Raw genomic sequence first — 25,512 nt, 5'->3', positions numbered from 1 at the left:
GATCTGACCCGAACGCGTCAGAAAGGACGAATGCCTCGGCCCTGGGGAGGGCCGAGGCATTCGTTATGTCCGGGGGCGTCAGGGCGCGGCCAGCAGCTCGGAGGTCAGACGGTAGCCCACGCCGCGCACGGTCTCGATGTACCGGGGGTTGGCGGGGTTGTCGCCCAGCTTGCGCCGCAGGTTGGTCATGTGGGCCTCGATCGCGCGCTTGTCCGCCTCGCCGACGAAGTAGCTCGTGACGTAGGACTCGCCGCGCAGGACGAGGGTGAGGTCGGCCTTGCTGCGCACGCGTCGCTTCGACTCCATCAGGGTCGCGAGCAGGTCGAACTCGGTGCGCGTGAGGTCGAGCTCCTCGCCACCGACACGCACGAGGCGACTGTCGGGGTCGAGCTGCAGGTCGCGGTGCGCCACCCAGGCTCCGCCGGTCGGAGTGAGCTCGCCCGCAGCGGCGCGCGGCACGATCTCGCCTCCGGGTGCCGCGGCGCGCGGTTCGGGTCCCTGCGACGACGGCACGACCACCGGTGCGCTCGCCGCGGGGGCCGAGGCGACCGGTGAGGGTGCCGCGGGTGCGGGCGAATCGGTGCGGGCGGCGGGGAACGAGGGGCCGACGCTGTCCTGTCGAGGGGCCGCGGATGCCGCGGAGTCGCCGGCGCGCGGACGTCGCAGCAGCGCCTCGATGCGCGCGCGGAGTTCGCGCGGACGGAACGGCTTGACCACGTACTCATCGGCGCCCGCGCCGAGGCCCAGGACGACGTCGGCCTCTTCTTCGAGGCCGGTCAGCATGATGATGTAGGTGTCGCTCTGCTGGCGGATGCGGCGCGCGGCTTCGAACCCGTCGATGCCGGGCATGTTCACGTCGAGCGTGGTGATCAGCGGCTGGTAGGCGATGACCGCCCGCACGCCGTCGATGCCGTTACCGACCGACACGGTGGAGAAACCGGCCGATTCGAGCACTTCGACCAGGAGGTGTCGGATGTCGGGATCGTCTTCGACGATGACGGCTGTCTTCAGCAACTCGGTGCTGTCGCTCATTTCACCCACTCTTCCGGCTTCGCACGAGATCGTGCCCGCGTTCTCCCCCGAGACACGGCGTCGCACAGCGACGAGCGCAATCTTGACACACTTCGCGCGCGGGGAGGACGGTCCGCGCCGTCAGCGCTGCTCTCTGGTCAGCTCTGCAGCGGCCGCCGGCCACCACGTGCCGGCAACCGGGCCCCCGTTGCATTCGCCGTCGCTCTCGCCCGGGGGCTTGATCCACAGGTTCGTGTCGACGACCCCGTCGCCGTAGGAACCGCCCGGGCTCCCCACGAGTCGACCCGCGGGGTTGCACCACTCGGAGCCCGCCGGCCCGGCACCGTTTCGCGAGGTGTCGATGACCGCGTGGATGCCGCCGAGCTGGTCGGAGAGCGCGTGGGCGTAGGCGAACTCCGCCGCGGTGTCCTGGTAGTTCGACACATTCAGCGCGACTCCGCGCACGTCGGAGAGAAGATTCGTCGCTCGCAGGAGGTCGGCCATCTCGGCCGGCGGATGCCACGAGGAGTGGCCCCCATCGAGGTAGATCCAGGTGTTGGTGCCGCGGATGCTGTCGACCGCCCCGCGCAGGTAGCCCGCGCGGTCCTGGATGGACCCGCACGAGGATGCCAGAGCGATGCTGTCGGGCTCGAGGACGACGATCTTCTGGATGTCGGAGGCATTGCGCAAGGCGTCGCCGATCCGCCCGGTCCATTCGCGGTAGGCGTCGGGGTCGAGTCCGCCGGCGGAGTGATTGCCGCAGTCACGATCGGGGAGTCCGTACACGGCGATCGACAGCGCCGCCTTCTGGTCGCGGGCTTCAGCGGCCAGGTGCGCCACGCGGTCCCACACCTCATCGACCGGATCGATCTCGGGCGTCAGCCAGTATGTCGTGGGCTGGGTCGAGAGCCACTCCGCGGCCGCGTTCTCATCGGCGTCGCCCGCGCCGGCGCGGGCCGCCTGCGCGGCCTTCGACTCGTCGGGAGCGACGATGCGCGTGTCGACGGCGGGCGGGCGGGCCCCGAGGGTCTGGAAGAGAGTGGTCACGAGGCTCCCGACCACGGCGATGACGGCGATCAACGCCGCGATGACGACGATGGCTCCGACGACCACGAGGGCGCGCGGAATCCGTCGTCGGGGCCTCTTCGGCCGGTGCGTTCGCGCCACGTTGAGGACTCTATCCGAGGTGAGCGGGGGTGGCGCCGAGGTAGTTAACTCGGTGAACGGGCATAGACTCTCTCCGTGGGAAAACTGGTTTACAACACGTCAGGTCACTCGTTCGACATCGAGGACCGGACGCTCTCTCACCTTCGTGTCGTCTTCATGAACAAGCTGCGCCGTGGCGAGCCGTTCATGTTCCACTTCCCGATGGGTGACGGCAGTGGCACGCGTTCCCTGTGGATCTCGCCGTCGATTCCGCTGGTCTTCCACTTCTACGGCAGTCGTGCTCCGCAGCTGAACCGCCGGTGGATCGACGACCTCATGAACGAGGCGAGCACCCCGCAGGGTCTCAGCGTCGTCGCCGAGCCCGACCCCGATTCGGTGCCGAGCCTCATCGGGTGACGATCGTCAGGCGCACTCGGCGTCGACGACTTCGCGCACGCGGTCGAGGAAGGCGGCGACCTGGTCGGCCAGCGCGTCGGGAAGGTCGAGGGCGAACTCGCGGATGCGCGCCGTGACCGGGTCGATCGCGTCGGCGTCGGTGTCGCGATCGAAGGGGAGCACGAACTTGCTCCGGCGATCGGCGGGATTCGCGGCAAAGGTGATGAGGCCTCCCGCGTGCAGACGATCGAGCATGCCCGTCACCGACGCCGTCGATACGGCGAGCGACTGAGCGATCTCGGTCGGCGTGACCGACAGGCCCGCGTCGGCCCGCTCGAGGATCAGGCGCATCGCGGCTCGAGCGTTCTCGCTGGGTCCGCAGTCTGTCTGGCGGCGTCGCGCGAGGCGCGCCTCCGCGAGACGCAGTCGCTCCACGGCGCGTGCGGCTGTGGTCGCGTGGTCCTCAGCAGTGTCGAACGTCATAGGTCTCCTCGGGGCTCCGGCCACCCGGGGCCAGTCTAGTTAGGTCGTCGAGATACACGACAGGCGATGCATTCCGGTTCGAGTCCGACAACGCGATGGATCCCCGTCGTTTCCCTTTCTCTTCCCTTGCGATAGTTAGGCAATCTAGTAAAATAACGAGGGCCGAATCTCCTGGAAGGAGACGCTCATGGGCTTCTTGTATTACGGTTCCTCCGCGAGCCCGATCAGCATTCCCGATCGGGTTCTCGCGCACGTGAAGGTCGTGATCGCGACGAAGCTCCGACGGGGCGAGAGCTTCACGATGTCGTGGCGGCACCCGTCGGGCGAAGAGACCGGACGCAGCACGATCTGGATCCAGCCGTCGATCCCGCTTCGTTTCGTCTTCGCGGCGGTCGAGCCCGAGATGCTCGATCCGCAGTTGTTGCAGACCTACGCGAACTCGGCCAACTCCTCGAGTGGCCTGACCCTCGACATCGAATCGCACGACGTCCCCGTCGCCGAGCGGTCCCGCTGAACCGACTCGACCCGGTCAGACGGTGCCCGTGGCGTGACGGTGAGCGATCGCCGACATCCACTGCAGGCCCGGGCACGGAGGCGCGGATCGTCCGCGCATCCGCTCCCACGCCTCGACGTAGATCCCCTCGAGCAGGGCGTCGGCCCGCTGCGCCAGGCCGGTGAGGGCCAGCAGAGTCGCGTACACGCGCGGCGAGGTCGCATCGTAGAAGGCGACGAACGCGTCGCAGTCTCCGGATGCCGCGCGCACCAGGAGGGCATCCAGATCGGGATCGCGGGTCGCTGCGGATGCGACATCGGTCATGGTCACGGGCACCTCCTTCGTGTGTGGACCAAGTCAACTCGCGGGCGCGGCCGGCGGCCTGGGGTTGCGCAATACGTACGGGTGTCGTAGCGGTCATCGGCCGATGTCGTGTGTCGGTGCGGAGGCCGCCGTCAAGCCCGCCGGGGTGGCCCTGGAACGTCATAACGTGGGGCCATGAGAACTCCGGTGCGGTGGGCCCTCGCCCTGGCCATGATGTTCGCCGGTGTCGCGCACCTGACCTTCGCGCGGCGCGATTTCCAGGCGCAGGTGCCCGATGCCCTGGTCGAGAAGCTCCCTCTGGATCGGGACGCCGTGGTCGTGGCATCCGGTGTCGTCGAGGCGGCGTTCGGTCTCGCGCTCGTGGCGTTGCCCAAGGAGCGTCGGCGGATCGGAGCGGCGCTGGCTGCCTTCTTCGTGGCGATCTTCCCCGGCAACATCGATCAGTGGCGCAAGGGACGTTCGGCCTTCGGGCTCGACACCGACCAGAAGCGATTCGGACGCCTTTTCTTCCAACCTCTCCTCGTTGCCGCCGCCTGGTGGTCGACGCGCTGAGCGCGCCATGACGGACGTCGTCAGTCTCGAGCTCGTCTTCGACGACGACACGGATGCCGCGGTGCGCAGCGAGTGGAAGGCCTTGGCCGACGCCGGTCTGCCCAGCCAGGCCCAGCACAAGGGCGAGAGCAACCGGCCGCACACGACGCTGCTCGTACGGTCCGCGCTCCGCGACATCGCGGCGTCGGAGCTCGACAGGGCGCTCCCGGTGGCTCTCACCCTCGGCGCGCCGCTCCTGTTCGGCGCGGGGCGCACGCGTGTGATCGCGCGATCGGTCGTTCCGACCATGGACGTGCTCGCCCTCCATTCCCGCGTCCACGAGCTCGCGGGCCCCGGCGACGACGTCGACCACACGCGTCCCGGTGCCTGGACGGCCCACGTGACGCTGGCCCGTCGGGTGCCGCTCGACCGGGTGGGCGACGCGCTGGAGGTGCTCGCCGCGGCGGGCGGCGCCGATCTCGCGACCCGAGCCGTCGGCATCCGGAGGTGGGATGCCGCTACGCGGACGGTGTCGTCCATCGCCGGACGTGGCACGCTGTAACCGTGCTGACCGACGACGCCCTCGCCTTCATGAGCGAGTACCACCTGGCCACCCTTTCCACCGTGGGCCGCTCCGGCCGTGTGCACTCGGTGCCCGTCGGCTTCACCTACGAGGACGGCGTGGTCCGTGTGATCGGCTCGCGCGGGACCCAGAAATTCGTCAATGCCGCCCGCAGTGGTCGCGCATCGATCTGCTCGGTGGACCGGGGCAGCTGGATCAGCTTCGAGGGCCCCGCCCGGGTCACCGACGACGCCGACGCGGTGGCGCACGCCGTCGAACTGTACGCCGCCCGCTACCGCCAGCCCCGGGTGAACCCCGAGCGCGTGGTCCTCGAGCTGACCGTCGAGCGGGTTCTGGGCTCTCCGTCCTTCCGCGCCTGAGGGGGTCGTCGGCGCGCGGAGCCCCGGCGGCAGACACACCGCGCACATCTCGGCGAAGCGGCGGGGCAGCTGATCGGTGTCCTCGATGTCGATGACGTGCTCGCCCTGGACGCCGGGGTAAGCGGGGCACTCCTCGAAGGCGGACACGGTGCCACGCCTCCGATGACCTGACCGCTCAGGGGCCGGCGCCGGCAGTCCGCGCATGCTCCGGAGCCGGGGCAAGCCACGACACGTGGCCCTCGCGTCGGTCCTCGTCGTCGAAGAGGTGGCCGACGCGCTTGTAGTAGTGCAGCAGGATGGCGCGATCGAGGACGCGCAACTCCAGGCTCCGGGCCAGCTCCGCCTCCAGCGATGCGGCATCCGACAGGTCTCGGAGCCACACGATGACGTAGAGGTTCGATGCCCCGCCCGCGAGGGCGGCGCACATGCGCGTCATCGGCATGTTCGCGATCTGCAGCGCCGTCGCCTCGAGCCGTGCCGCGGGTACCACGAGCCAAAGGGCCAGAGCGTGCGGCCACATCCTCTGTTCGAGCGAGACGTCGATGCGCTGCTGGATCCATCCCGTGCCGAGCAGCCGCCGCACCACGCGACGCGCGTGAGCCTCGGAGCTGCCAAGCCTGGCCGCGATCGCCTGCGGCGACGCGCGACCGTCGCGCTCCAGTTCGTCGAGCACCGCATGCCACTGCGCGGTCGGCGCGATCGGCTCGCCATCGGGGACCGAGGGCAGAGCAACCGCCTGCGGGGGACCGACCGCGCGCCAGCGCGAACCTTCGGAGAACATGCGGGTCACCACGGTCGAGCGCACGCCGATGACCGCCTCGTGCGACCCCAACCACGACTGAATGAGCCGGCGGAAGCGCGCCATGTCCTCCGCGAGGATCGTCAGGACGAGATCGCGGTCGCCCGTCATGCCGGTGACGGAGATGACCTTCGGATGCATGCGCAGCACGGCGGCGACGGCGTCGACGCTGCCCGGTCGGCAGCGCACCTCGGTCAGCCCGAAGAGCATGCCCGCGCCGGAACCCACGTACGTCGTCGCCCATGCGGCCCCCGACTCGACGATCGCCGCCCAACGCCGTCGGGCGGTCGGGGCGCTGACGCCGACGGCGCGGCCGATCGACGCCCACGAGGCGCGTGGCGCGTCCTGCAGAGCGGCGACGAGCGCGAGGTCCGAATCCGACAGGTCGTGCGGGTGGGGCGACGACTCGATGCGCATAACCGACATCTTGGCATCCGTGGGAGTCGGAATCGAACATCCGCCACTGGTTGTGACACGCGATCGGCAAGATGCCAGGCACAGTCTCTCCGACCGCCACGTCGAACAACACGGAGCCCCCCCATGTCGACCGACACCACCCCCGCACTGACCCTCGCCGACGCCAAAGGCCTCGGCGGCCGCATCCTGCGCGGGATCGAACGCGTGGGCAACAAGCTGCCCCACCCCTTCTACCTCTTCCTCCTCATCGCCGGCCTCGTGGCCGTCGCTTCGGCGATCGCCACCCTGCTCGGGGCGGCCACGATCGACCCCGCCACGGGCGAGACGATCCCCATCCGCAGCATCCTGTCGGGCGAAGGCGTCGTCTACGCGCTCACGACCGCGATCCAGAACTTCGTCACGTTCCCCCCGCTCGGCCTCATCGTCACCGTCATGCTCGGCATCGGCGTCGCCGAGCGGCTCGGACTGCTGAAAGCCGCGATGCGCGGCGCCGTGCTCGCGGCGCCCGGCTGGGCGGTGACGTTCGTGGTCGTGCTCGTCAGCCTCATGGGCAACCTGGCGTCCGACTCGGCGATGGTGATCCTGCCGCCCCTCGCCGCAGCAGCGTTCCTCGCCGCCGGTCGGCACCCGCTCGCCGGCTTCGCGGCCTCGTATGCCGCGGTCGTCGCCGGGTTCAGTGCCAACGTCGTCCCCGCGGGCACGGACGTTCTGCTGTCGGGCATCACGACGAGCGCCGCGCAGATCGTCGATCCCGGGGCGTCGGTCTCACCGCTCGCCAACTACTTCTTCATGGCCACCTCGACCCTCCTCCTCGCCGTCGTCATCACGGTCGTCTGCCAGCGTTACGTCGAACCGCGTCTCACCCCCTACGAGGGGGGCCTTGCCGACGAAGACGCGTCCAAGCCGCTCGAGGCGATCGAGCGCCGCGGACTGCGGGTGGCCGGAATCGCCGTCGCCGCCTACCTCGCCATCGTCGCGACGGTCGTCGCCGTGCCCGGGTCGCCTCTGCAGGGCGAAGGAGGGCAGATCCTCCGATCGCCCTTCATGACGGCGCTGCCGATCTTCATCCTGTTCCTCTTCCTCGTCGCGGGCATCGCATACGGACTCGGTGCCCGCACCCTCACCTCGGCGCGACAGGTACCCGAGCACATGACGGCAGCGGTGAAGGACCTCGTTCCCTTCATCGTCGTGATCTTCACGGCCGCGCAGGCGATCGCGTGGTTCAACTGGTCTCAGCTCGGCCTGCTGCTCGCGACATCGGGGGCCGAGGCGATGAAGGCGACCGGGCTCGGCGGGCTCGGCGGACTGGTGCTCTTCAGCCTGTTCTGCACGATCCCGGCGTTGCTGCTGGCGAGCGGTTCGGCGTTGTGGACCCTGCTCGCGCCGATCTTCGTGCCGATGTTCATGCTCGCGGGCATCGACCCCGCGTACGTCCAGGCCGCCTTCCGCATCACCGACTCCGCGACCAACCCGCTCGTGCCGATGAACCCGATGCTGCCCGTCGTCCTCGGTCTGCTGCAGCGGTGGCAGCCGAAAGCCGGACTCGGAACCCTCTTCAGCCTCGTCATCCCCTTCACCCTCGTGATCTGGGGCGTCTGGCTCCTGCAGTTCATCGTCTGGGGTCTGCTCGGCCTGCCGGTCGGCCCCGGCCACGGCCTCGAGCTGCAGTGACCGTCATCGCCTCTCCATCCGCCCGCCGAGACCCCCAGGAGGTCCACCCCATGTCCACCCTCACCGTGCGTTCCACCGCCGCAGCGAGCATCGACGCGATGCCGACCACGATCACCGAGCTGCGTCCCTTCCTCGAGCGCAGGCTCGCAACGCTCGTCGACGTCGCCGCAGACCTGCACGCGCATCCCGAGATCCGCTTCACGGAGACGCACGCCGCCGCGCGCCTGACGGCCGAACTCGAGCTGGCGGGCTTCGCAATCGAGCGCGGTTTCGCCGGCCTCGAGACGGCGTTCGTGGCGCGCTGGTCGACGACGGATGCCGACGCCCCGACCATCGCGATCTTCTGCGAGTACGACGCCCTCGAGGAGATCGGTCACGCGTGCGGGCACAACATCATCGCCGCCTGCGGTCTCGGCGCGGGTCTTCTCGTCAAGGACGCGTTGGAGGCGTCGCCGGTGCCCGCGAATCTCGTCGTCATCGGCAGCCCGGGCGAAGAGGGCGCCGCCGGCAAGGTGCCCATGATCGAGGGCGGTGTGCTCGACGGCGTCGACCTGGCGATGATGGTGCACCCGTCTGGGACCGATGCCGTACGCGGCTCGTCGCTGTCGCGCGTCGCCCTCGACATCGACTTCCACGGAAAGGCGGCGCATGCGGCGGCGGCGCCCGAACTCGGTCGAAACGCCCTCGACGGCGCGACGCTGGCGTTGACGGCCATCGGGATGCTTCGACAGCAGATGACCGATGACGTCCGCATCCACGCGATCATCACGAACGGAGGGCAAGCGCCGAACATCATCCCCGAGCGCGCGAGTCTGCGGATCTTCGTGCGGGCGGCAGATCGCGACCATCTGCTCTCGAACGTCGTACCGCGCGTGCGGGACTGCTTCGAGGGTGCGGCGATCGCAACCGGCACGACGGTGGAGATCGCGGAGAACACGCCACCCTATTTCTCGTTGCGGTCCAACCCGACGCTCGTCGACGTCGCCGAGGCCGCCTACAGCGTGCTCGGGCGCGATCTCGAGCCCGACCCCACCGTCGCGGGCTCCACGGACATGGGCAACGTCAGCCATGTCGTCCCGTCGATCCACCCGATGATCTGCCTCGCCCGCGACGTGGCTCCGCACACCCGGGAGTTCGCCGCGGCCGCCGGTTCGGCCGAGCTCGCTCCGCCCACGATCGCCGACGGAGCGCTCATGCTCGCCGCGACGGCGCTCTCCGCGTTCCGTGAACCGAGCGTGGTCGCCGACGCCAAGGCGACCTTCGCGCGGGACTGAGCTCGTCCGGCCCCGCGCCCCTGCGACGCCGAACGCATCCGCCGGCGGCGGGGGAGACCCTGCCGCCGGTCGGACGTGGGTCCGTCGAAGCGGGGCTCCTGCGATACTCGACCCGATGTCCCGCCTTCCTCGATCCCTCGCGCTGCTCAGCGCCGGCCTGATGCTCTCCGCATGCGCCCCCGGTGTCGCGTCGACCGCGTCGACGGCGCTTCCCGCGGCGGACGAGCCGTGCGCGCCCGGGGCGGTGCAGGTCGGTGCCGACGCCGACGCCCTGCAGCGCGCTCTGGATGACGCGAAGCCCGGGGCCGTCCTGCAGCTGGCCGATGCGACCTACACGGGGCGGTTCCGCGCCACCGCCTCAGGGACCACCGATCAGCCCATCGTCCTGTGCGGCGTCGCCGGCAGCGTGATCGACGCGGGCGGTGTCGATCACGGGTATGCGCTGCACCTCGACGGAGCGTCGTACTGGGACGTTCGCGACCTGGAGGTGCGCGGTGGGCAGAAGGGCGTCGTCCTCGACGGCGTCTCGCACACGATGTTGTCCGGCCTGCGCATCTCCCACGTCGGCCAGGAAGGGCTCCACCTGCGTGCGGCGAGCAGCGACAATCTCGTACGCGCGATCACGGTCGAGCAGACCGGGTTGACCGACCCCGAATTCGGGGAGGGGATCTACGTGGGATCGGCCGAGTCGAACTGGTGCCGCCACAGCGCGTGTCAGCCCGACCGCAGTGATCGGAACGTCTTCGAGCAGCTCGTCGTCGCGGACACCACCGCGGAGGCCGTCGACGTGAAGGAGGGCACCAGCGACGGCGTCATCCGGGCGTCCACGCTCGCCACCGCGTCCGGGGCGAGCGTCGACAGCGCGATCGACCTGAAGGGCTCCGGGTGGCGGCTTGAGGGCAGCACCGTGACCGGCCCCGTCGACGCCGTCTCGGTGCACGTCATCGTCGCGCCGTGGGGGGAGCGCAACACCGTCAGCGGCTCGGACCTGCGGGCGGCGGCGGCCGGCGTCGGCGTGCGGCTGGTGGGCGCGGCGCAGAGGGCGGGCAACGTCGTCGCGTGTGACAACACCGTGTCGGCGGGTATCGAGCTCGTTACCGGTCGCTGTACCTGACGACACGGCGGCACCGGACGCGCTATCGTTCACTGTCTCCCCTGGCGCAGCCGACGGCATTGGCCGTCAGGAGGGGACACGGTGCACGACGGCTCATTCGCTGAGCAGCTCATGTGGGTGCTGCCCTTCGGCTACCTCGGGATCGTCTCGTGGGGCTTCTGGCTGGTGCGCAAGATCCTCGCCGCCACCGCCCGTCCCGTGCGAAACGCCTTCCGCACGACCACGACCGTCGTCGTCCCGTCGTTCCACGAAGACCCCGACGTCCTCGTCCGATGCCTTCGCACCTGGGTACGGCAGGGGCCCTCGCGCATCATCATCGTGCTCGACCTCGCCGACATCGAGGCCCAACGGCGCATCGAGGCCCTCGGCATCCCGGGCGTCGACGTCGTCATGTTCCAGCACCGGGGCAAGCGGTCGGCCCTCGGCGTCGGCATCCGGATGGTCGACACCGAACTCATCGTGTTCGTCGACTCCGACACCGCGTGGGACGACGGCATGCTCGCCGCCGTGCAGATGCCCTTCATCGATCCCGCGGTCGGCGCCGTCAGCACCCGGCAGAACGTCTACCTTCCGCGATCGAGCGTGTGGCGCCGCGTCGCGGACTGGATCATCGACCTGCGCTACACCGACTACGCCCCCGCGATGGGGCGGTTCGGGGGGATCATCTGCGCCTCGGGTCGTACCGCCGCGTACCGACGCACCGTGATCCAGCCCCGCGTCGAAGACCTCGAGCACGAGATCTTCTTCGGACGCGAGTGCGTGGCCGGAGACGACGGCCGGATGACGTGGCTCGTGCTGTCGCAGGGGTTCCGCGTCGCGCATCAGGACAGTGCGCGGGCACTGTCGATGTTCCCCGGCACGTTCCGGGCGTTCGTGAAGCAGCGGGTGCGATGGAGCCGGAACTCCTACCGCTGCTATCTCACGGCGATCCGGCGCGGGTGGGTGTTCAAGGTGCCGCTGATCTCGCAGATCACGATGATGCAGATCCTGCTCACCCCGTTCACGATGTTCGTCGCGCTCGGTTACATCGCGCTCTCCGTGCGGTCCTCCCACCCCTGGCTCGCCCTCGGGCTGGCCGTGCTGTGGTTGTTCGTCGGTCGCGGCATCCGCGGCATGTCGCATCTGTGGCGGCGGCCCGAGGACATCGTGCTGCTCCCGCTCGCCACCCTCGTGATCATCCTCGTGGCGCTGCCCATCAAGGTCTACGCGCTGTTCACGATGAACAAGCAGGGGTGGCTGACGCGATCGGCGGATGCCACGGGCGGCGAGGGCCAGACCGAGGCGAGCCTCGGGGGCGAGGGGCAGTCGGCGGCGAGCGTCGGCCTGTCGGGCGCGGATGCGCACGCTGCGGCGGCGACCGGCGAGGTGAGCCGTGGATGACGATGGCGCGCTGACGGCGGAGGAGCGCGGCGACGCCCGGCCCGGCATCCGCGGCCCGGTTCGAGTGGCCATGGTGGTCGCCGTCGTGGTGCTGGTCGTGGGGGTCGTGCTCACGGGCAACTTCGTGCACACCGGCACGTTCCTGCCGTGGGTGGACGCGGCCGCGCAGTCCGACACGCCCCTCGTCGCGCCGTCTCCGTCGGGCTCGGCGGGTTCCGACGGTTCGGACACGCCGAAGACGCCGGCCGAGAGGGTCGCGGCGGAGGACGCCCGGCTCTCCGCGGTTGCGGCGCTGCCCACGGGCGATCCCGCTCTGCTGGACACCTGGAACACCGTGGTGCTTGCTCCTCGCAACGGTCAGCAGACGGGGTACCTCTTCGGCGACCTCGTGGCCCTGGGGGCCGTGCGGGTCGACGACGGCACGACCGCGACCCTCGTCCGCAACGTCGTCATCCGGGCGGGTGCCGAACTCGACCTGTATCCGAGCGCAGCTCAGGGCACGGACACCCTGCGCCTGCTCAGCACGGCGGACACCACCACGAGCATCGTGGGCTGGGGCGGCATCCTCGCGATCGGCGGAACAGCCGACCACCCCGTCACGGTGACCAGCTGGGACGACACGCTGGCCGCCCCCGACACCGATCAGAGCGACGGGCGCGCCTACATCCGTGTGCGCGACGGCATCCTGGGTCTGGTGTCGACACGCCTCTCTGATCTCGGCTTCTGGAGCGGTCGCACGGGTGGGGTCTCGGTGACGGGGAGCGGCAGCGGGTCGATCGCCGCGTTGCAGGACGTCACGACGACGGGACTGCACTACGGGTTCTTCGGATCCGACACCACCGGCATCACGATCACGGATTCCCGCTTCGATGATTCGACGCTGACCGGCGTGGAGGTCACGAACGGCGCGAGCGACACGACCATCGAGAAGACGAGCATCACCGGTTCCGGCGGCGACGGGATCGCCGTCTCGCGGCAGTCGAGCGCCGTCACTCTCGACGACGTCACGGTCGAGGGATCGGCCGGGTGGGGTGTCCGGGTCGACGGAGCCGCGCTCGCCGACGGACCGACGACCGGCGGCTACGGTCTCACCCCCTCCCAGGGGCTCACGCTCACCGAGTGCCGCATCTCGGGCAATCGCGAGGGCGGTGTGCGGGTCATCTCGACCGACGACACCGAGATCCGGCGCACCACGGTCGACGAGACGCGCACGGCCGTCCTCGTCGAGGGGCCCTCGACCGGGCTGACCGTCGCCAACGCCGATCTATCGTCCGCAGATCTGCGCGGTCTCGACATCTCGGGCGACATCACGGATGCCACGGTGTCCGACTCGCGCCTGGTGGGCCGCCGCATCGCGCTGGAGTTGACGCGCGCGGCCGTCATCGTGAGCGGAAACGACATGACCGTGGCATCCGGATACGCGGTCGAACTGGCCGACGGAGCCCGCGCCGACATCACCGGCAACGTGCTGCGCGGCGTCGGTCAGGACGCGGTCGCCCTGTGGTCGGGGGCGCGCACCATGCAGGCAGACAACGATCAGTCCGCCTGGACGTTCCAGTGGGCCTGGGTCGGGTGGATGAACGAGCATCCGATGATGTGGATGTGGGCCCTCGTGCTGCTGGTCCCCGCGATCGGCGTGCCCGTGCTGTGGCGTCGCCGTCGCGAGCATCAGCGTCTGCGCGACCTGCTGCGTGAGGCACTGCTGCGCCATGGTGAGGAGCAGATGGCCGCTTACCCGGGAGGCGTCGTCGAAGCGCCACGCCCGGTCGACGAGGAGCCGGCGGAAGCGACCGCTCCGGTGCTCGTCGGATCGCCGTCATCGACGAGCACGCGCGGAGCGGGACCACGGATGCCGCGGGGCCCGGGGTCGTGGACGCCGGGGGAGCGGTTCGCGACGTCGGAGCCGGTTGCGACCCCGCGTGGTGGGGTCCGTCCGGGGCGCGTGCGGCCCCGATCCTTCGCCGATCTGCGGACGGGGCCCCTGGAGGGGCGCACGTTCGCTTCGCTCCAGGACTTCGCCGTCGCGGCGGTGCGGGAGGGCGGTTACTCCGTCACCACCATTGCGCGCCTGTTCCGGATACAGCATTGGCGTCTGCAACAGTGGGTCGACGAGGCCGATCGCGCCTCGCGTGAGACGGGAGTGAGCGCGTGAACGACGCACCGGAGGCGGATCGCCTCGACGAAGTCCTGCACACCTTGGCTGCCCGCGTGCGCCGCATGCGCGAGGAACGCGATCTGTCGATCACGGCCCTGTCGTTCGAAGCGGGGCTGTCGGAGTCGCGGGTGCGCGCACTCGAAGCCGGTCGGACGACGGCCTCGTTGGCGACCCTGGTCGCCCTGGCCGAGACCTTCGAGGTCGACGTCGCCGAGCTCTTCGCCGACCCGGTACGCGCGGCTGCACCGGTCGAGCCCGCGAGCGCCTACGTCGTTCCCAGCGAGGTCATCTGGGGCGGCGAGCTCCCGCCCGCGCCGTGGATGCCCGAGGCTGCAGCCACTCCGGCGCCGAGCCCCTATGTCGTGCCCAGCGAGGTCGTGTGGGGAGGCGATCTTCCGCCCGCGGCCTGGACGACCGCGGTGGCCGCACCGACGATGCCGGAGGCGACCTCGGGTGCACGCCCCGCGCCACCGGCGGTGACCCCGACCGAGACGACGTGGGGAGGCTCACTCCCGGACGCCCCCTGGGTAGCGCCGGTACCGGCACCGCCCGTGGCCTCCGTCAGCGTCCCCGTGTCGAGCCGGGTACCCGCCGGCGTGAGCAGGGACATCGCCTCGAACGCCACGTCCGCCGCGGAATCGGTGCACCGCCGTGCGGCCGCCCACGGGGTCGAACACATGCCGCCGTACGTCTTGGTGGTGCAGGGGCAGACCCCGCCCCGCCAGCCGCGGACGTTCGCCGACCTCCGCGAGGGAGTGCTCGCGGGTCGGGAGTTCCGCTCGCTCCGCGAGTTCGCGATCGCCGCGGTGGCCGAGGCGAACCATTCCCCCGTCGCCGTGGCACGGGTTTTCCGTCTCCCGGTGTGGCGCCTCGAGGAGTGGGTGCGCGAGGCGGGATACGTCGCAACCCGCTGAGGCGGATCCCGGATGCCGCCGGGGGGACGCACGAGATGCGCGCCCCCGCGACGGGTCGATCCGGGGGATCAGAGGGCGCGGAGCTTCTCCAACAGGGGAGCGGCGACCTCGTCGACGAACCGCTGCTGCTGCGCGTCGCCGACCTGCACGATGGCGATGTCGGTGAAGCCGGCGTCGATGAACGGGCGCACGCTCTCGGCGAGCTCGTCGAGATCGGGGCCGCACGCGATGGAATCGGCGACGTCCTCCGGGCGCACGAACTGCGACGCCCCCGCGAATCCGGCCGGGGTCGGCAGGTCGGAGTTGACGGCCCATCCACCGGCGAACCACCGGAACTGGTCGTGCGCGCGCTCGATCGCGGCTCCCTTGTCCGGGTCCCAACTGATGGGGATCTGCCCGATCTTGCGGGACTCGCCCTCGTGGTGCTCGTCCCAGCCGGCGATGAGGTCGGCTTCGGGTTCGGTGGTGATGAGGTGGTCGCCCAGCGGGGCGAATCGCTTGATGGAGTGCTCGCCCGACACCGCGACGCCGATCGGGACCCCGCCTTCGGGGGCGTCCCAGACGCGAGCGGAGTCGACGCGGAAGTACTCTCCGTCGTACGTCACGAGGTCGCCCGTGTGAAGGGCGCGGATGATCTCGATCGCCTCGACGAGCATGTCCTGGCGCGCGTGCACCGCGGGCCATCCCTCTCCCACCACGTGCTCGTTCAGGTTCTCACCCGAACCGAGGCCGAGCGTGAAGCGCCCGTCGGAGAGCAACTGCAGGGTGGCTGCCTTCTGAGCGACGACGGCCGGGTGATACCGGATCGTCGGGCAGGTGACATAGGTCATGAGTTCGACATCGGTGGTCGCTTGCGCGACCGCGCCGAGAACCGTCCACGCGTACGGGGCGTGTCCCTGGCTGGTGAGCCACGGCGAATAGTGATCGCTGGAGACGAGGAAGTCGTAGCCGGCGCGTTCGGCGCCGACGGCATAGTCAACGAGGGCCTTCGGGCCGCTCTGCTCGGTCATGAGGGTGTAGCCGAATCGCGTCATGCGGCCACGGTAGGTGCGACCTCGAGGGGGATCGCCGGGGTTGCGCCGACACCTCGGATGCGGCAGGGAACGACGACGGGCCCGCGGCGGCTGCCGCGGGCCCGTCGTCGAAGGGTCAGTCCTCGGGGGCGTGGATGACCTTCTCGCCGTCGAAGGTCTCGCGTTCCTTCTTCTTGTCGTCGTTGCGGGTCTTGCGCAGGCTCGCGATCGTGGCGACGGCGACGGTCGCGGCGATGAACAACAGCGAGAACCAGATGGGGATCTCGGGCACCCACAGCAGCGGCTCGCCGCCGTTGATGAAGGGCAGCTCGTTGACGTGCAGGGCGTGGAACACGAGCTTGACGCCGATGAAGGCGAGGATGACAGCGAGGCCCTGAGCGAGGTAGACCAGGCGCTCGAGCAGGCCGCCGATGAGGAAGTACAGCTGACGCAGGCCCATCAGGGCGAAGGCGTTGGCGGTGAAGACGATGTACGCCTCGTTCGTCAGGCCGTAGATCGCGGGGATCGAGTCGACGGCGAAGACGAGGTCGATGAAGCCGATCGCGATGATGACCAGCAGCATCGGGGTGACGAAGCGCTTGCCGTCCTTCTTCACCGTCAGCTTGTCTTCGTTGTACTCCTCGGTGACGGGGAGGACGCGGCGGACGAAGGTCATGAACTTGCCGTTGGCCGGGTCGCTCTCGCCGTGGGCGAAGGCCTGGCGGTAGGCCAGGACCAGCAGCAGGGCACCGAAGATGTAGAAGATCCACGAGAAGTTCTCGATGAGGGCGGCGCCGACGGCGATGAACGCGCCGCGCATGATCAGCGCGATCACGATGCCGACCATCAGCACCTTCTGCTGATACTTCTTCGGCACGGCGAAGCCGGTCATGATGATGAGGAAGACGAAGAGGTTGTCGATCGACAGCGCCTTCTCGGTCAGGTACCCGGCGAAGTACTCACCGCCGTAGGTCCAGCCCGACACGGCGCCGATGCCGACGCCGAACAGCAGCGCGAGCCCGATGTAGAAAGCCGACCAGCGGGCGGATTCGCCGATCGTCGGCTCGTGCGGCTTGCGCACGTGCGCGAAGAACTCGAACACGAAGAACGCGATCGTGACCGCGATCGTGATGATCCAGATGAGGGGGGTGACGCCCATGGCGACCTCCAAGGGAAATAGGTGTACGACAAGACACCAAGGTCTCTTCCGCCCCGGCGAGAGGGCCGACGTCCCGGGCTCACGATGGCGTGGTCCGTACTGACGAGATCGTCGCGGTGGGAGTACTCCCCTTGTTGAGAGCGATTGTACGGGATGCCGCTGTGCGCTGCGGGGCTGGACGCTGAGAGTCCCATCGTGGTAGTCAGCTCAGCGCGGGGGGCGGTCCGACGACGACATCGACCAGCGCCAGCATGTCGGCGGAGTCGAAGTGCTCACGGCTCAGCGCGCGCAGGATCACCGCACCGAGGAGAGCGTCGGCGGCCGCCGCGAGACGCGGGCCCCCGGCGTCGCCCATCGCTCGTGACAAGCAGTCCATCAGCGGCGCGGCCAGGATCTCGGATCGCAGGCGCCGACCGGTTTCGGCGCTGCCGGCGGAGGCCGCGACGAGGGAGCGCAGCAGTCCTTCTCCGTCGGCGCTCGCGCGCAGGGTGAAGATCTCGATCAGCCACGCGGCCAGGTCGGCGCGCGGGTCGCCGGTGTCGGGGATCTCGCGCTGGGGGCCGAGCAGGCGGCCCTCGAGGATCGCTTCGGCGAGCACGTCGCCCTTGCTCGGCCACCAGCGGTAGATCGTCTGCTTTCCCACGCCTGCGCGACGGGCGATTCCCTCGATCGTCAGGTGGTCGTAGCCGCGCTCGGCGAACAGGGCGACGGCCGCGTCGAGGATGGCCAGGCGCGCGGCTTCGCTGCGGATGGGGCCACTGCGCGGAAGTGCCATGACACACATTCTGGACGACGTCGAGCCGAATCGAGACGAGACGGTGCGTGTTATCTTAGTCCCACTGGTCGGAGCCGACGGTGCTCCTGCGTGCGCACCGCACGAGAGGAACACCGCATGGCCGAATTTCTGCACCGTCTCGGGACCTTCGCCGCTCGGCGCGCGTGGACGGTCGTCGTGGCCTGGGTGGTCATCCTCGGCGTCGTCGTCGGCGGCTTCCTGATCGGATTCAAGGGGCTGAGCTCGAGCTTCGACATCCCCGGCACGGCATCCGGAGACGTGATCGCCGAACTCGAAGGCGAGCTGCCCGACTTCGCCGGCGCAGCGGGAGCGGTCGTGTTCCGCACCGACAACGGGTCAGCCCTCGACGACGCGCAGAAGAGCGCCATCAGCGCTTTGGTCGCCTCCGCGGGCGACCTCCTCGACGTGGCGCGCGTGACCGATCCGTTCTCGGCGCAGCAGCAGCTCGACGATCAGCGGCAGCAGGTCGCCGACGGGACTCAGCAGCTCGACGCGGCGCGCGCGCAGCTCGCCTCGGGGCAGCAGCAGCTCGACGCCGGCACCGCTCAGCTCGACGCGGGCCAGCAGCAGCTCGACGCGGCTCGTGCGCAGCTCGAGGCGGCGCCCCTGCCCGAGGCGCAGAAGGCCGCGCAGCTGTCGGCGCTCTCCGCGCAGCAGAGCCAGCTCGACCAGCAGCGCGCTGCGCTCGGCGACCAGCAGACGCAGCTGACGGACGGGCAGGCACAGCTCGAGGCGCAGCAGACCCAGCTCGACCAGGGCTCGGAGCTTCTCGGATTCGCGGATGCCGTGCGACTGGTGTCCGAGGACGGCTCGACGGCCATCGTCAACGTGTCCTTCAGCGAGCCCCGGCTCGAGCTCTCGGAGGAATCGAAGCAGGCGGTCGTCGCCCACTTCACCTCGGACCCGGTCGACGGCGTCGACGTCGCGTTCAACACCGAGATCTCGCAGGGGGTGCCCGAGATCCTCGGCGTCGGCGAGGCGATCGGTGTCGCGGTCGCCGCCATCGTGCTGATCGTCGTGCTGGGCTCGCTGCTGGCGGCGTCCTTCCCGATCATCACGGCGCTCGTGGGTGTGGCCATCGGTGCCATGGCGACCCTGTCGTTCTCGGGTGTCGTGCAGATGGCATCCGTCACCCCCATCCTCGGAGTCATGCTCGGTCTCGCCGTCGGCATCGACTATGCGCTGTTCATCCTCTACCGGCACCGCCGGCAGGTCCTGCAGGGGGCGGGCGTCGTCGAGTCGATCGGCCTCGCGAACGGCACCGCGGGCAACGCCGTGGTCTTCGCCGGCACGACGGTCATCGTGGCGTTGCTGGCCTTGAACATCACCGGCATTCCGTTCCTGGGGCTGATGGGCACCGCGGGTGCGGTCAGCGTCCTGGTCGCGGTCCTCATCGCGGTCTCGCTCACCCCCGCGCTGCTGGGTCTTGCGGGGCTGCGGATCCTGAGCCGTCGCGCCCGCGCCCGTGTCGCCGCGCTCGGCGCGGCCGAACACCCGCGCCGCGCCGCGCGCACGGGAGTCGCCCCGACGGATGCCGAGGAGCACCCGCGCCGCGCCGCCCGCACCGGTTCGATCCCCACCGCCGGCGCCCCCGTCGCGCCCATGTCGACCGTGCGGGCGATCGTCACGATGCTCGTCGCGACCCTCGCCCTGCTCGTGGTCGCCATCCCCGCGCTGTCGATGCGTCTGGGACTCCCCGACGGCGGCTCGGAGGCGGAGGACTCGACGGCGTACCAGGCCTTCACCTGGACCGAAGAGGCGTTCGGCGCCGGAGCGAACGCTCCTCTGCTGGTCACCGCGGCGCTGCCGGCGGACACGGCCGAAGCCGACGTGCAGGGCATCCAGCTCGACGTCGCCCGCGAGCTCTTCGCTCAAGACGACGTGGTCGCCGTGGCGCCCGTCGCCGTGTCGGAGGACCGCCGTCTCGCCGCTTTCCAGGTGATCCCCACCGAGGGGCCCAATGCGGTGTCGACCGATCGGCTCGTGCGCGATCTGCGCGCCATCCCGCCGGTCGATGGAGACATCGTGCTCGGGGTGGCCGGGGCCGCGGCCATCAACATCGACATCTCCGAGGGGCTCGCCGACGTCCTGCCCATCTACCTCGTCGTCGTCGTCGGGCTGTCGTTCCTCATCATGGTGGCGGTGTTCCGCTCGCTGCTGGTGCCGCTGATCGCCACCCTCGGATTCGTGCTGTCGCTGTTCGCCACCTACGGCGCGGTGACCGCGGTCTTCCAGTGGGGCTGGCTCGGCGAGGTGCTCGGAGTCCACAACCCCGGCCCGATCCTGAGCTTCCTCCCGGTGATCCTCGTCGGCATCCTGTTCGGGCTCGCGATGGACTACCAGCTCTTCCTCGCCACCGGCATGCGCGAGGCCTGGGCGCACGGTGCCGCTCCCCGGCTCGCGGTCGCGCGGGGCTTCCGGGCCGGACGCACCGTGGTCGCCGCGGCGGCGATCATCATGATCGCGGTGTTCTCCGGCTTCATCGCCTCCGATTCGGTCATCATCAAATCGATGGGGCTCGGGCTCGCCCTGGGCGTGCTGTTCGACGCCTTCATCGTGCGCATGCTGCTGATGCCGGCCATCATGCACGTGCTCGGCGGAGCGGCGTGGTGGCTGCCGAAATGGCTCGACCGCATCGTGCCGAACGTCGACGTGGAGGGCTCGGCGCTCGAGCGCCGGCACCCGTCGCACCACGGCGTCTGAGCATTCTCGGCCGGGGCTGCGCAAGCCCCGGCCGATCCTCTCGCGCGGAGGGGAGGATTCGGGCACGACCCGTACCGAGGAGGACGACGATGACCGATCGCGAAGAGACCCAGGACGCTCCCGTCATGGACGGCGCCACCGACGCCGGTGTGGAGGAGAAGAAGGACGGCGCGCGCGAGCAGCGGGCCGCGGACGCTGCGGTGCAGGACGACGACCCGGCCCAGCAGGACCTGAAGGACGACCTGCGCAGCATCAAGGGCTACGGCGAAGACCGCTGAGCCGGACGACGACCCCCGTCCGGAGCCAGGTGGGGGACAGGCTCGACGAGCGGGAGTCGTCGCGGACGCCGAGATGAGGCGTCATCCGCGCCGGCGATGCCGGGGTCGGGTACAGAAACAGTACGCCCGGCCACCGGCCTCGCTGCGGGAATTCAGCCAATCCGAAGGCGGCGCCGAAGGGTTTCGCGCACACGCCAGGTCGACTGACGCACGCGGTGCCGACGTCGGGCTCGCCGAAGTGTGAGACCCCAGCGCGCGAGCACCGCGTTCTCGTCGTAGGCGCGGGCGCGATCACGCGCACGACGCCGCATGCGTTGCAGCGAGGCGGCGTCGAGGGATGAGGCGGCGACGAGGGCGTCGGCGAGGGCGTCCACGTCACCCGGGGGCACCAGCCACCCCGTGCTGCCGTGAGCGATCAGCTCACGGGGACCGTACGCCACGTCGTACGCGATCGGGAGGCAGCCCGCCGCCATCGCCTCGGCGACCACGAGCGAGAAGGCCTCGGAGCGGCTGGTCAGCAGGAGGAACCCCGTCGACGCGAGGGTGTCTCGAGCCCCGGGCTGGAAGCCGTGGAAGCGCACGCCCTCGCCCGCGCGCTGTTCGAGAGGGAGGCGCGCGGGTCCGTCGCCGTAGACGTCGAGGGTCAGATCGTCGAGGCGGGCGCGGGCGCGCGCGACGGCCTCGATCGCATCCTCCACCCGCTTGATGGGTTCGAGACGAGCGATCACCGTCGCACCCGATCGCGGCCGAACGAGGTCGGCCTCGGGGATCGCCACCGGATGCGGAACAGCGGCCAACAGGGGGAGCACCCCCACCTCGCGTCGGACGTCGCCCGCTTGGCGTGCCGTGCAGAACACGACGGCGTCGAACGCGCTCAGGCGGGAGAAGACCTCCGCGCGCGAGGGGCGGATCGAGGTGCCGTCGTCGGTGAGGTGCGAGCCGTGCACCACGTGCAGCACGGTGACGCCGGGTCGTCGGTATCCCGCCGCGAACCGCGCCATCGCCTTGCTGTCGACGAGGAGGAAGGAGGGTTCGCCGGCGGTGAGCCGGTCGAGCCACGCCGCGTAGAGCTCCCGCACCCCCCGCCACGCCGAGCGAGGCGCGCCGGTGGCGTCGCACGTCACGATCACGCGACGCCGGCGTCCGGACGCGTGCGGGACGTCCCGCCGGTCGCTCGCGGCGAGGGTCCCGTCCGGGCGCAGGTGATCGATCTGCGCGACGGCGCCGCGGGCATCGGTGCGGATCCGTCGCACGAGCGTCTCGCCGGAGTACTCGGCATCCGCGTCGCCTCCGAGGGGGGAGAAACCCGCCCCCGCGCCGACGGCCCGACCGCGCAGATCGTTCTCGCGCAGCCAATCCCACAGGTTGGTCAGTCGCACCCCGTCGGTGAGGGCTCCGCGACGAGCGAGCTCGGCGGTCACCGCCACCCGGTCGTCTCGATCGTCGCAGGTGAGGACGTGCACCGCCGTCCTGCCGAGCCCGGCGAACAGCCGCGAGCGTTGGAACAGGGCCGCGGTGAGACCGCCGTATTCGCGTGGTACGCCCCAGGTCAGAACGAATTGCCGGCCGGCGGGGAGAAGGGAACCGCGCGCCATCACGCGTCGTGGGTGGGGATCTCCCCGGCGGCGATCGCGTCGGCGTAGGTGCGGATGTCGGGGCCGGGCTCGTAGTCGATGAAGCGGTCCTTGATCCGGGCGTTGATCTGCGCGAAGGCCTCGTCCGACGAGATCCCCTCGCTCTCGCGTGCCACGGCGACGACGGCCTCGCGCAGCACCTTGTCGGCGTCGTCGAGGATCTTCTGGCGGGCCGGCTCGTTCCAGCGGATGTCCGAGGTTTCCATGGCGACACCCTACGGCGGCCGCGGCGGGTCGAACGCCGGGGTTGCGTCGCACGGAGGCCTGTGCGGAGCAACCCACCTCCGCGCTCGCGATGAGGCCGCGAGGATGGGCGGATGTCGACGGATGCCGTGCCCCCACGCGACTCGAGGACGCCCGGTGTCCGGGCGCGGAACCTGAGATGGTGGGTGCGCGACTACGGCTACGCGCTCGCCGCGCAGCGACGGGCGGCCTTCGGTCGGTCGCTCCCCGAGGGGTTGACGAGCGGAACAGGCACGCCGATCGTCCTGCTGCCGGGCATCTACGAGACCTGGCGCTTCCTCGAACCCCTCGCCCGGGTGCTGCACGACAGAGGCCACCCCGTGCACGCGGTGACCGAGCTCGGTGACAACCGCCGACCGATCGCCGAGCAGGCTCGCCGCTTGGGCTCTCTGCTCGAGACGAGGGGCCTCGACGACGTCGTGCTGGTGGCGCACAGCAAGGGGGGCCTCATCGGCAAGCACCTGATGGCGTTCAGCCCGCTCGGGGACCGCGTCAGGGCGATGGTGGCCGTCGCGACCCCGTTCGGGGGCTCGCGCTACAGCAGGGTCATGCCGACGCCGTCCTTGCGCGCCTTCGCGTCGGGGGATGCGACGATGCGGGCGCTGTCCGCGGCCGTCGAGGCCAACGCGCGCATCGTCTCGATCTACGGCGTCTTCGACCCGCACATCCCCGAAGGCAGCGAACTGGCGGGTGCGCGGAACGTGCCCCTGTCCACGGGCGGGCATTTCCGCGTCCTCGCCGACCCGCGCGTGGTGGAAGAGGTCGTCCGCGTGGCGGAATGACCCACCCGGCCGCGTGGTGGCACTCAGGCGGCGTCGGGGTGGGCGATGCGCGGTGCGAAGACGGTGTCGGATGCCGCGGACGAAGTCCGGGAGATCATGCAGCACGTGTCGCCGGCGTCGACGCACAGATCGGCGACGGCGCAGCGCATGCGGCGGAGGAACGCCGTCACTGCCTCTGTCTCGCTCTCGGTCATTCCGCGGGTGGCCTGCATCATCCGGGCGTGCATGGCGGTGAGGGTCTCGCGCATCTCGTCATCCGCGTGGGCGGTCGTCGAGACGAGCACCTTGCGACGGTCCACGGGATGCGGCCGGCGCGTCAGGTGACCGGAGCGCTCGAGGCGGTCGAGGAGGGCGGTGACCGATGCCGTGGAGACGCCCAGGTGACGGGCGAGATCGATCGGGGTCACGTCGCGCTGGGCGCTCGCCGCGCGCGTGAGGAAGCGCAGGACGAGCAGTTCGTTCTCGCCCATCGCCATCGAATCCTGCGTGCGTCGGCGCATCGTCATCTCGGCCGCGCGGTACGACCGCATGGCCTCCATGATGCGCGCCCCGCGCTCGTCTTCGCGATTCTCGCTGTACCAGTACGAGGGCGGTGACGGATCTTCGTTCGTCATCTGGTTCCTAATATCTCGCTTGCCTATTCGCTAGTCTAACTAGTAAGTTCTGAAACGAGCAACGAGCAGAGGGGTACATCATGGCGAAGCTCTACTACGGCACGACGACCGAGCCGATCAGCATCGACGACCGCATGTTGGCACACGTCAAAGTCGTGGTCGCCACGAAACTGCGACGTGGCGAGAGCTTCACGCTCTCGTGGATCCACGGCGCCGACGAGCCCGCCGGCCGATCGACGATCTGGCTGCAGCCGTCCATTCCGCTGCGGTTCGTATTCGACTCCGAGCAGCCCGAGGCTCTCGACCAGAACCTCCTCAAGCGCATGGCGAACGACGCCAACTCCTCGCGAGGGCTGAGCCTCGACATCTCGATGGACGAGCCGGCTCAGCGCGGCTCCGCCACCCGTCCTGCTTCGCAGGGCGCCAAGGCGGCGCGCTCGCTCGCTCGAGCGGCGTGAGCGGGCCGAGGGAGCGGACGGCCGGGACCGCGAGTGGTCCCGTCTCCTTCGCTACGAGGGCGCACACTGAACAACGTCTTCGAGGAAGAGAGCAATGAACCCTCCTGCCACGTGGGACCTCCCCACCGAACCGATCTCCATCGTCACCGCGGGGGAACTCGAGGCGCTCAGTCGCCGGTGACGTCTCCGTCAGTCGGCGGAGGCGCGTGCTCGCTGCGGATGCGAATCGTCCCGAGCGCGAAGAGCATCGTGCCGATCGCGAGCAGGCCCAGCTTGGGCTCCGTGGGGGAGTCCGCGGGGAAGAGGAGCGTCGGGGCGGCCAGCACTGCCGCCGATGCGACGCACAGGAGAACGGCCACCGGGCGATGCGTCGACCGTTTCGTCATCGGGCTCCCTCCGGTTCGCCGCTAGCCTAGCGAGCCGCTGAAGCGGAGGCACGGTCTCGCCGTTCGGGTTCCGTGACCGCGAAACCGTGCCTCCCAGAGCAACCGGTCGGCGGGTTGGGAACCTGGGGGAGAACCGTTTGCGCCGCTGCTCGAGGTCGAGCATCGCACGTGATGCAGACGGTCTGAGAGGCTGATCGAGCGTTATCACCCGTCAATGCGTCAGAGATCATCAGACGCTGTCGGCGGGGCCGCTTGCGAAGAAGAAGGTGCGGGCAGAGCGTCGGCATCTTGCGTTTGCGGCCCCCCGGCTCGCATGCGCCGCGTTCGCTCTGCCCGCTGAACCAAGCATCCGACGTCGCGGGGGCAGACTGAAGCCCAAAGGCCCGGAAATCACCC

At 70.0% G+C, this 25,512-nt stretch carries 27 protein-coding genes; 15 read left to right on the top strand and 12 right to left on the bottom strand.

The window, feature by feature from the left end; translation table 11 throughout:
- Positions 1-78: 78 nt before the first annotated feature.
- A complete protein-coding gene (locus tag FS769_RS03940) occupies positions 79-1,032 on the bottom strand; it encodes a response regulator transcription factor (RefSeq protein WP_186325411.1) in 954 nt (317 codons plus the stop codon).
- A gap of 120 nt (positions 1,033-1,152) precedes the next feature.
- Positions 1,153-2,178, bottom strand: coding sequence for a glycoside hydrolase family 6 protein (locus FS769_RS03935; RefSeq protein WP_260979688.1), 1,026 nt, complete (start codon positions 2,176-2,178; stop codon positions 1,153-1,155).
- 75 nt (positions 2,179-2,253) lie between these two features.
- On the opposite strand from FS769_RS03935, the gene FS769_RS03930 reads away from it, so the two are divergent.
- The gene (locus FS769_RS03930; RefSeq protein WP_144829663.1) at positions 2,254-2,574 is read left to right on the top strand and encodes an ATP-dependent DNA ligase; all 321 of its coding nucleotides are present in this window, start codon (positions 2,254-2,256) and stop codon (positions 2,572-2,574) included.
- A 6-nt stretch (positions 2,575-2,580) separates the two neighbouring features.
- Here FS769_RS03930 and FS769_RS03925 read toward each other — a convergent pair whose 3' ends face one another.
- Positions 2,581-3,036 (bottom strand): MarR family transcriptional regulator, encoded by a 456-nt coding sequence (locus FS769_RS03925; protein ID WP_144829659.1) that lies wholly within the window; start codon positions 3,034-3,036, stop codon positions 2,581-2,583.
- A gap of 187 nt (positions 3,037-3,223) precedes the next feature.
- On the opposite strand from FS769_RS03925, the gene FS769_RS03920 reads away from it, so the two are divergent.
- Positions 3,224-3,550: a hypothetical protein gene (locus tag FS769_RS03920; protein ID WP_144829656.1), complete on the top strand. Its 327-nt coding sequence runs from the start codon at positions 3,224-3,226 to the stop codon at positions 3,548-3,550.
- Positions 3,551-3,565: 15 nt separating this feature from the next.
- Here the strand turns inward: FS769_RS03920 and FS769_RS03915 are convergent, their stop codons facing one another.
- Positions 3,566-3,859, bottom strand: coding sequence for a hypothetical protein (locus tag FS769_RS03915; protein WP_144829653.1), 294 nt, complete (start codon positions 3,857-3,859; stop codon positions 3,566-3,568).
- A gap of 168 nt (positions 3,860-4,027) precedes the next feature.
- Here FS769_RS03915 and FS769_RS03910 point away from each other — a divergent pair, with 168 nt between their 5' ends.
- Genes FS769_RS03910 through FS769_RS03900 form a run of 3 tightly spaced genes read left to right on the top strand, consistent with a single transcriptional unit; the run spans position 4,028 to position 5,326 of the window.
- Complete coding sequence (locus FS769_RS03910) at positions 4,028-4,405, top strand: hypothetical protein (protein WP_144829650.1); 378 nt, start codon at positions 4,028-4,030, stop codon at positions 4,403-4,405.
- 7 nt (positions 4,406-4,412) lie between these two features.
- Positions 4,413-4,946, top strand: coding sequence for a 2'-5' RNA ligase family protein (locus FS769_RS03905; protein WP_144829647.1), 534 nt, complete (start codon positions 4,413-4,415; stop codon positions 4,944-4,946).
- A gap of 2 nt (positions 4,947-4,948) precedes the next feature.
- Positions 4,949-5,326, top strand: a complete 378-nt coding sequence (locus FS769_RS03900; RefSeq protein WP_144829644.1) for a PPOX class F420-dependent oxidoreductase — start codon at positions 4,949-4,951, stop codon at positions 5,324-5,326.
- Between the two features lie 175 nt (positions 5,327-5,501).
- Here the strand turns inward: FS769_RS03900 and FS769_RS03895 are convergent, their stop codons facing one another.
- Complete coding sequence (locus tag FS769_RS03895) at positions 5,502-6,551, bottom strand: Lrp/AsnC family transcriptional regulator (RefSeq protein ID WP_144829641.1); 1,050 nt, start codon at positions 6,549-6,551, stop codon at positions 5,502-5,504.
- 114 nt (positions 6,552-6,665) lie between these two features.
- On the opposite strand from FS769_RS03895, the gene FS769_RS03890 reads away from it, so the two are divergent.
- The 6 genes from FS769_RS03890 (at position 6,666) to FS769_RS03865 (ending at position 15,050) form a co-directional block, all read left to right on the top strand.
- Positions 6,666-8,213, top strand: coding sequence for an AbgT family transporter (locus FS769_RS03890; RefSeq protein WP_144829638.1), 1,548 nt, complete (start codon positions 6,666-6,668; stop codon positions 8,211-8,213).
- Positions 8,214-8,263: 50 nt separating this feature from the next.
- Positions 8,264-9,487, top strand: a complete 1,224-nt coding sequence (locus FS769_RS03885) for a M20 family metallopeptidase (RefSeq protein ID WP_144829635.1) — start codon at positions 8,264-8,266, stop codon at positions 9,485-9,487.
- Positions 9,488-9,602: 115 nt separating this feature from the next.
- Positions 9,603-10,601: a right-handed parallel beta-helix repeat-containing protein gene (locus FS769_RS03880; protein ID WP_144829633.1), complete on the top strand. Its 999-nt coding sequence runs from the start codon at positions 9,603-9,605 to the stop codon at positions 10,599-10,601.
- 81 nt (positions 10,602-10,682) lie between these two features.
- On the top strand, positions 10,683-11,981 hold the full coding sequence (locus FS769_RS03875) for a glycosyltransferase (protein ID WP_144829630.1): 1,299 nt from the start codon (positions 10,683-10,685) through the stop codon (positions 11,979-11,981).
- A complete protein-coding gene (locus FS769_RS03870; RefSeq protein WP_144829627.1) occupies positions 11,974-14,133 on the top strand; it encodes a right-handed parallel beta-helix repeat-containing protein in 2,160 nt (719 codons plus the stop codon). The genes FS769_RS03875 and FS769_RS03870 overlap by 8 nt, the downstream gene beginning before the upstream one ends.
- Entirely contained in the window at positions 14,130-15,050 is a 921-nt protein-coding gene (locus tag FS769_RS03865) for a helix-turn-helix domain-containing protein (protein WP_144829624.1), read from the top strand. The genes FS769_RS03870 and FS769_RS03865 overlap by 4 nt, the downstream gene beginning before the upstream one ends.
- Before the next feature lie 68 nt (positions 15,051-15,118).
- Here the strand turns inward: FS769_RS03865 and FS769_RS03860 are convergent, their stop codons facing one another.
- The 3 genes from FS769_RS03860 to FS769_RS03850 all read right to left on the bottom strand — a co-directional run bounded on the left by FS769_RS03860 (position 15,119) and on the right by FS769_RS03850 (position 17,997).
- Positions 15,119-16,084, bottom strand: coding sequence for an LLM class F420-dependent oxidoreductase (locus FS769_RS03860; protein ID WP_144829621.1), 966 nt, complete (start codon positions 16,082-16,084; stop codon positions 15,119-15,121).
- Positions 16,085-16,199: 115 nt separating this feature from the next.
- Complete coding sequence (locus tag FS769_RS03855; protein WP_144829618.1) at positions 16,200-17,222, bottom strand: TerC family protein; 1,023 nt, start codon at positions 17,220-17,222, stop codon at positions 16,200-16,202.
- Positions 17,223-17,424: 202 nt separating this feature from the next.
- Positions 17,425-17,997 carry a TetR/AcrR family transcriptional regulator gene (locus FS769_RS03850; RefSeq protein WP_144829615.1) on the bottom strand — a complete coding sequence of 191 codons (573 nt, stop codon included), beginning with the start codon at positions 17,995-17,997 and terminating at the stop codon, positions 17,425-17,427.
- Positions 17,998-18,114: 117 nt separating this feature from the next.
- Here FS769_RS03850 and FS769_RS03845 point away from each other — a divergent pair, with 117 nt between their 5' ends.
- On the top strand, positions 18,115-20,721 hold the full coding sequence (locus tag FS769_RS03845) for an MMPL family transporter (RefSeq protein ID WP_144829613.1): 2,607 nt from the start codon (positions 18,115-18,117) through the stop codon (positions 20,719-20,721).
- 89 nt (positions 20,722-20,810) lie between these two features.
- Positions 20,811-20,999, top strand: a complete 189-nt coding sequence (locus FS769_RS03840) for a hypothetical protein (protein ID WP_144829610.1) — start codon at positions 20,811-20,813, stop codon at positions 20,997-20,999.
- Between the two features lie 152 nt (positions 21,000-21,151).
- On the opposite strand, the gene FS769_RS03835 is transcribed toward FS769_RS03840, so the two are convergent.
- On the bottom strand, positions 21,152-22,594 hold the full coding sequence (locus FS769_RS03835) for a glycosyltransferase (protein WP_144829607.1): 1,443 nt from the start codon (positions 22,592-22,594) through the stop codon (positions 21,152-21,154).
- The gene (locus tag FS769_RS03830; RefSeq protein ID WP_144829604.1) at positions 22,594-22,839 is read right to left on the bottom strand and encodes a hypothetical protein; all 246 of its coding nucleotides are present in this window, start codon (positions 22,837-22,839) and stop codon (positions 22,594-22,596) included. Before FS769_RS03830 ends, FS769_RS03835 begins: the two co-directional genes overlap by 1 nt.
- Before the next feature lie 111 nt (positions 22,840-22,950).
- On the opposite strand from FS769_RS03830, the gene FS769_RS03825 reads away from it, so the two are divergent.
- Positions 22,951-23,658: a triacylglycerol lipase gene (locus FS769_RS03825; RefSeq protein WP_144829600.1), complete on the top strand. Its 708-nt coding sequence runs from the start codon at positions 22,951-22,953 to the stop codon at positions 23,656-23,658.
- A gap of 23 nt (positions 23,659-23,681) precedes the next feature.
- Here FS769_RS03825 and FS769_RS03820 read toward each other — a convergent pair whose 3' ends face one another.
- Positions 23,682-24,272 (bottom strand): MarR family winged helix-turn-helix transcriptional regulator, encoded by a 591-nt coding sequence (locus FS769_RS03820; protein WP_144829597.1) that lies wholly within the window; start codon positions 24,270-24,272, stop codon positions 23,682-23,684.
- A gap of 80 nt (positions 24,273-24,352) precedes the next feature.
- Between FS769_RS03820 and FS769_RS03815 the strand changes: the two genes are divergently transcribed.
- Positions 24,353-24,730 (top strand): hypothetical protein, encoded by a 378-nt coding sequence (locus tag FS769_RS03815; RefSeq protein ID WP_144829594.1) that lies wholly within the window; start codon positions 24,353-24,355, stop codon positions 24,728-24,730.
- A gap of 167 nt (positions 24,731-24,897) precedes the next feature.
- On the opposite strand, the gene FS769_RS03810 is transcribed toward FS769_RS03815, so the two are convergent.
- Positions 24,898-25,089 (bottom strand): hypothetical protein, encoded by a 192-nt coding sequence (locus FS769_RS03810; RefSeq protein ID WP_144829592.1) that lies wholly within the window; start codon positions 25,087-25,089, stop codon positions 24,898-24,900.
- Between the last annotated feature and the right edge of the window lie 423 nt (positions 25,090-25,512).

This window comes from Microbacterium sp. BH-3-3-3 (genome assembly GCF_007679045.1).
Classification (GTDB): Bacteria; Actinomycetota; Actinomycetes; order Actinomycetales; family Microbacteriaceae; genus Microbacterium; species Microbacterium algihabitans.
This window is presented reverse-complemented; position numbering and strand designations above follow the sequence as displayed.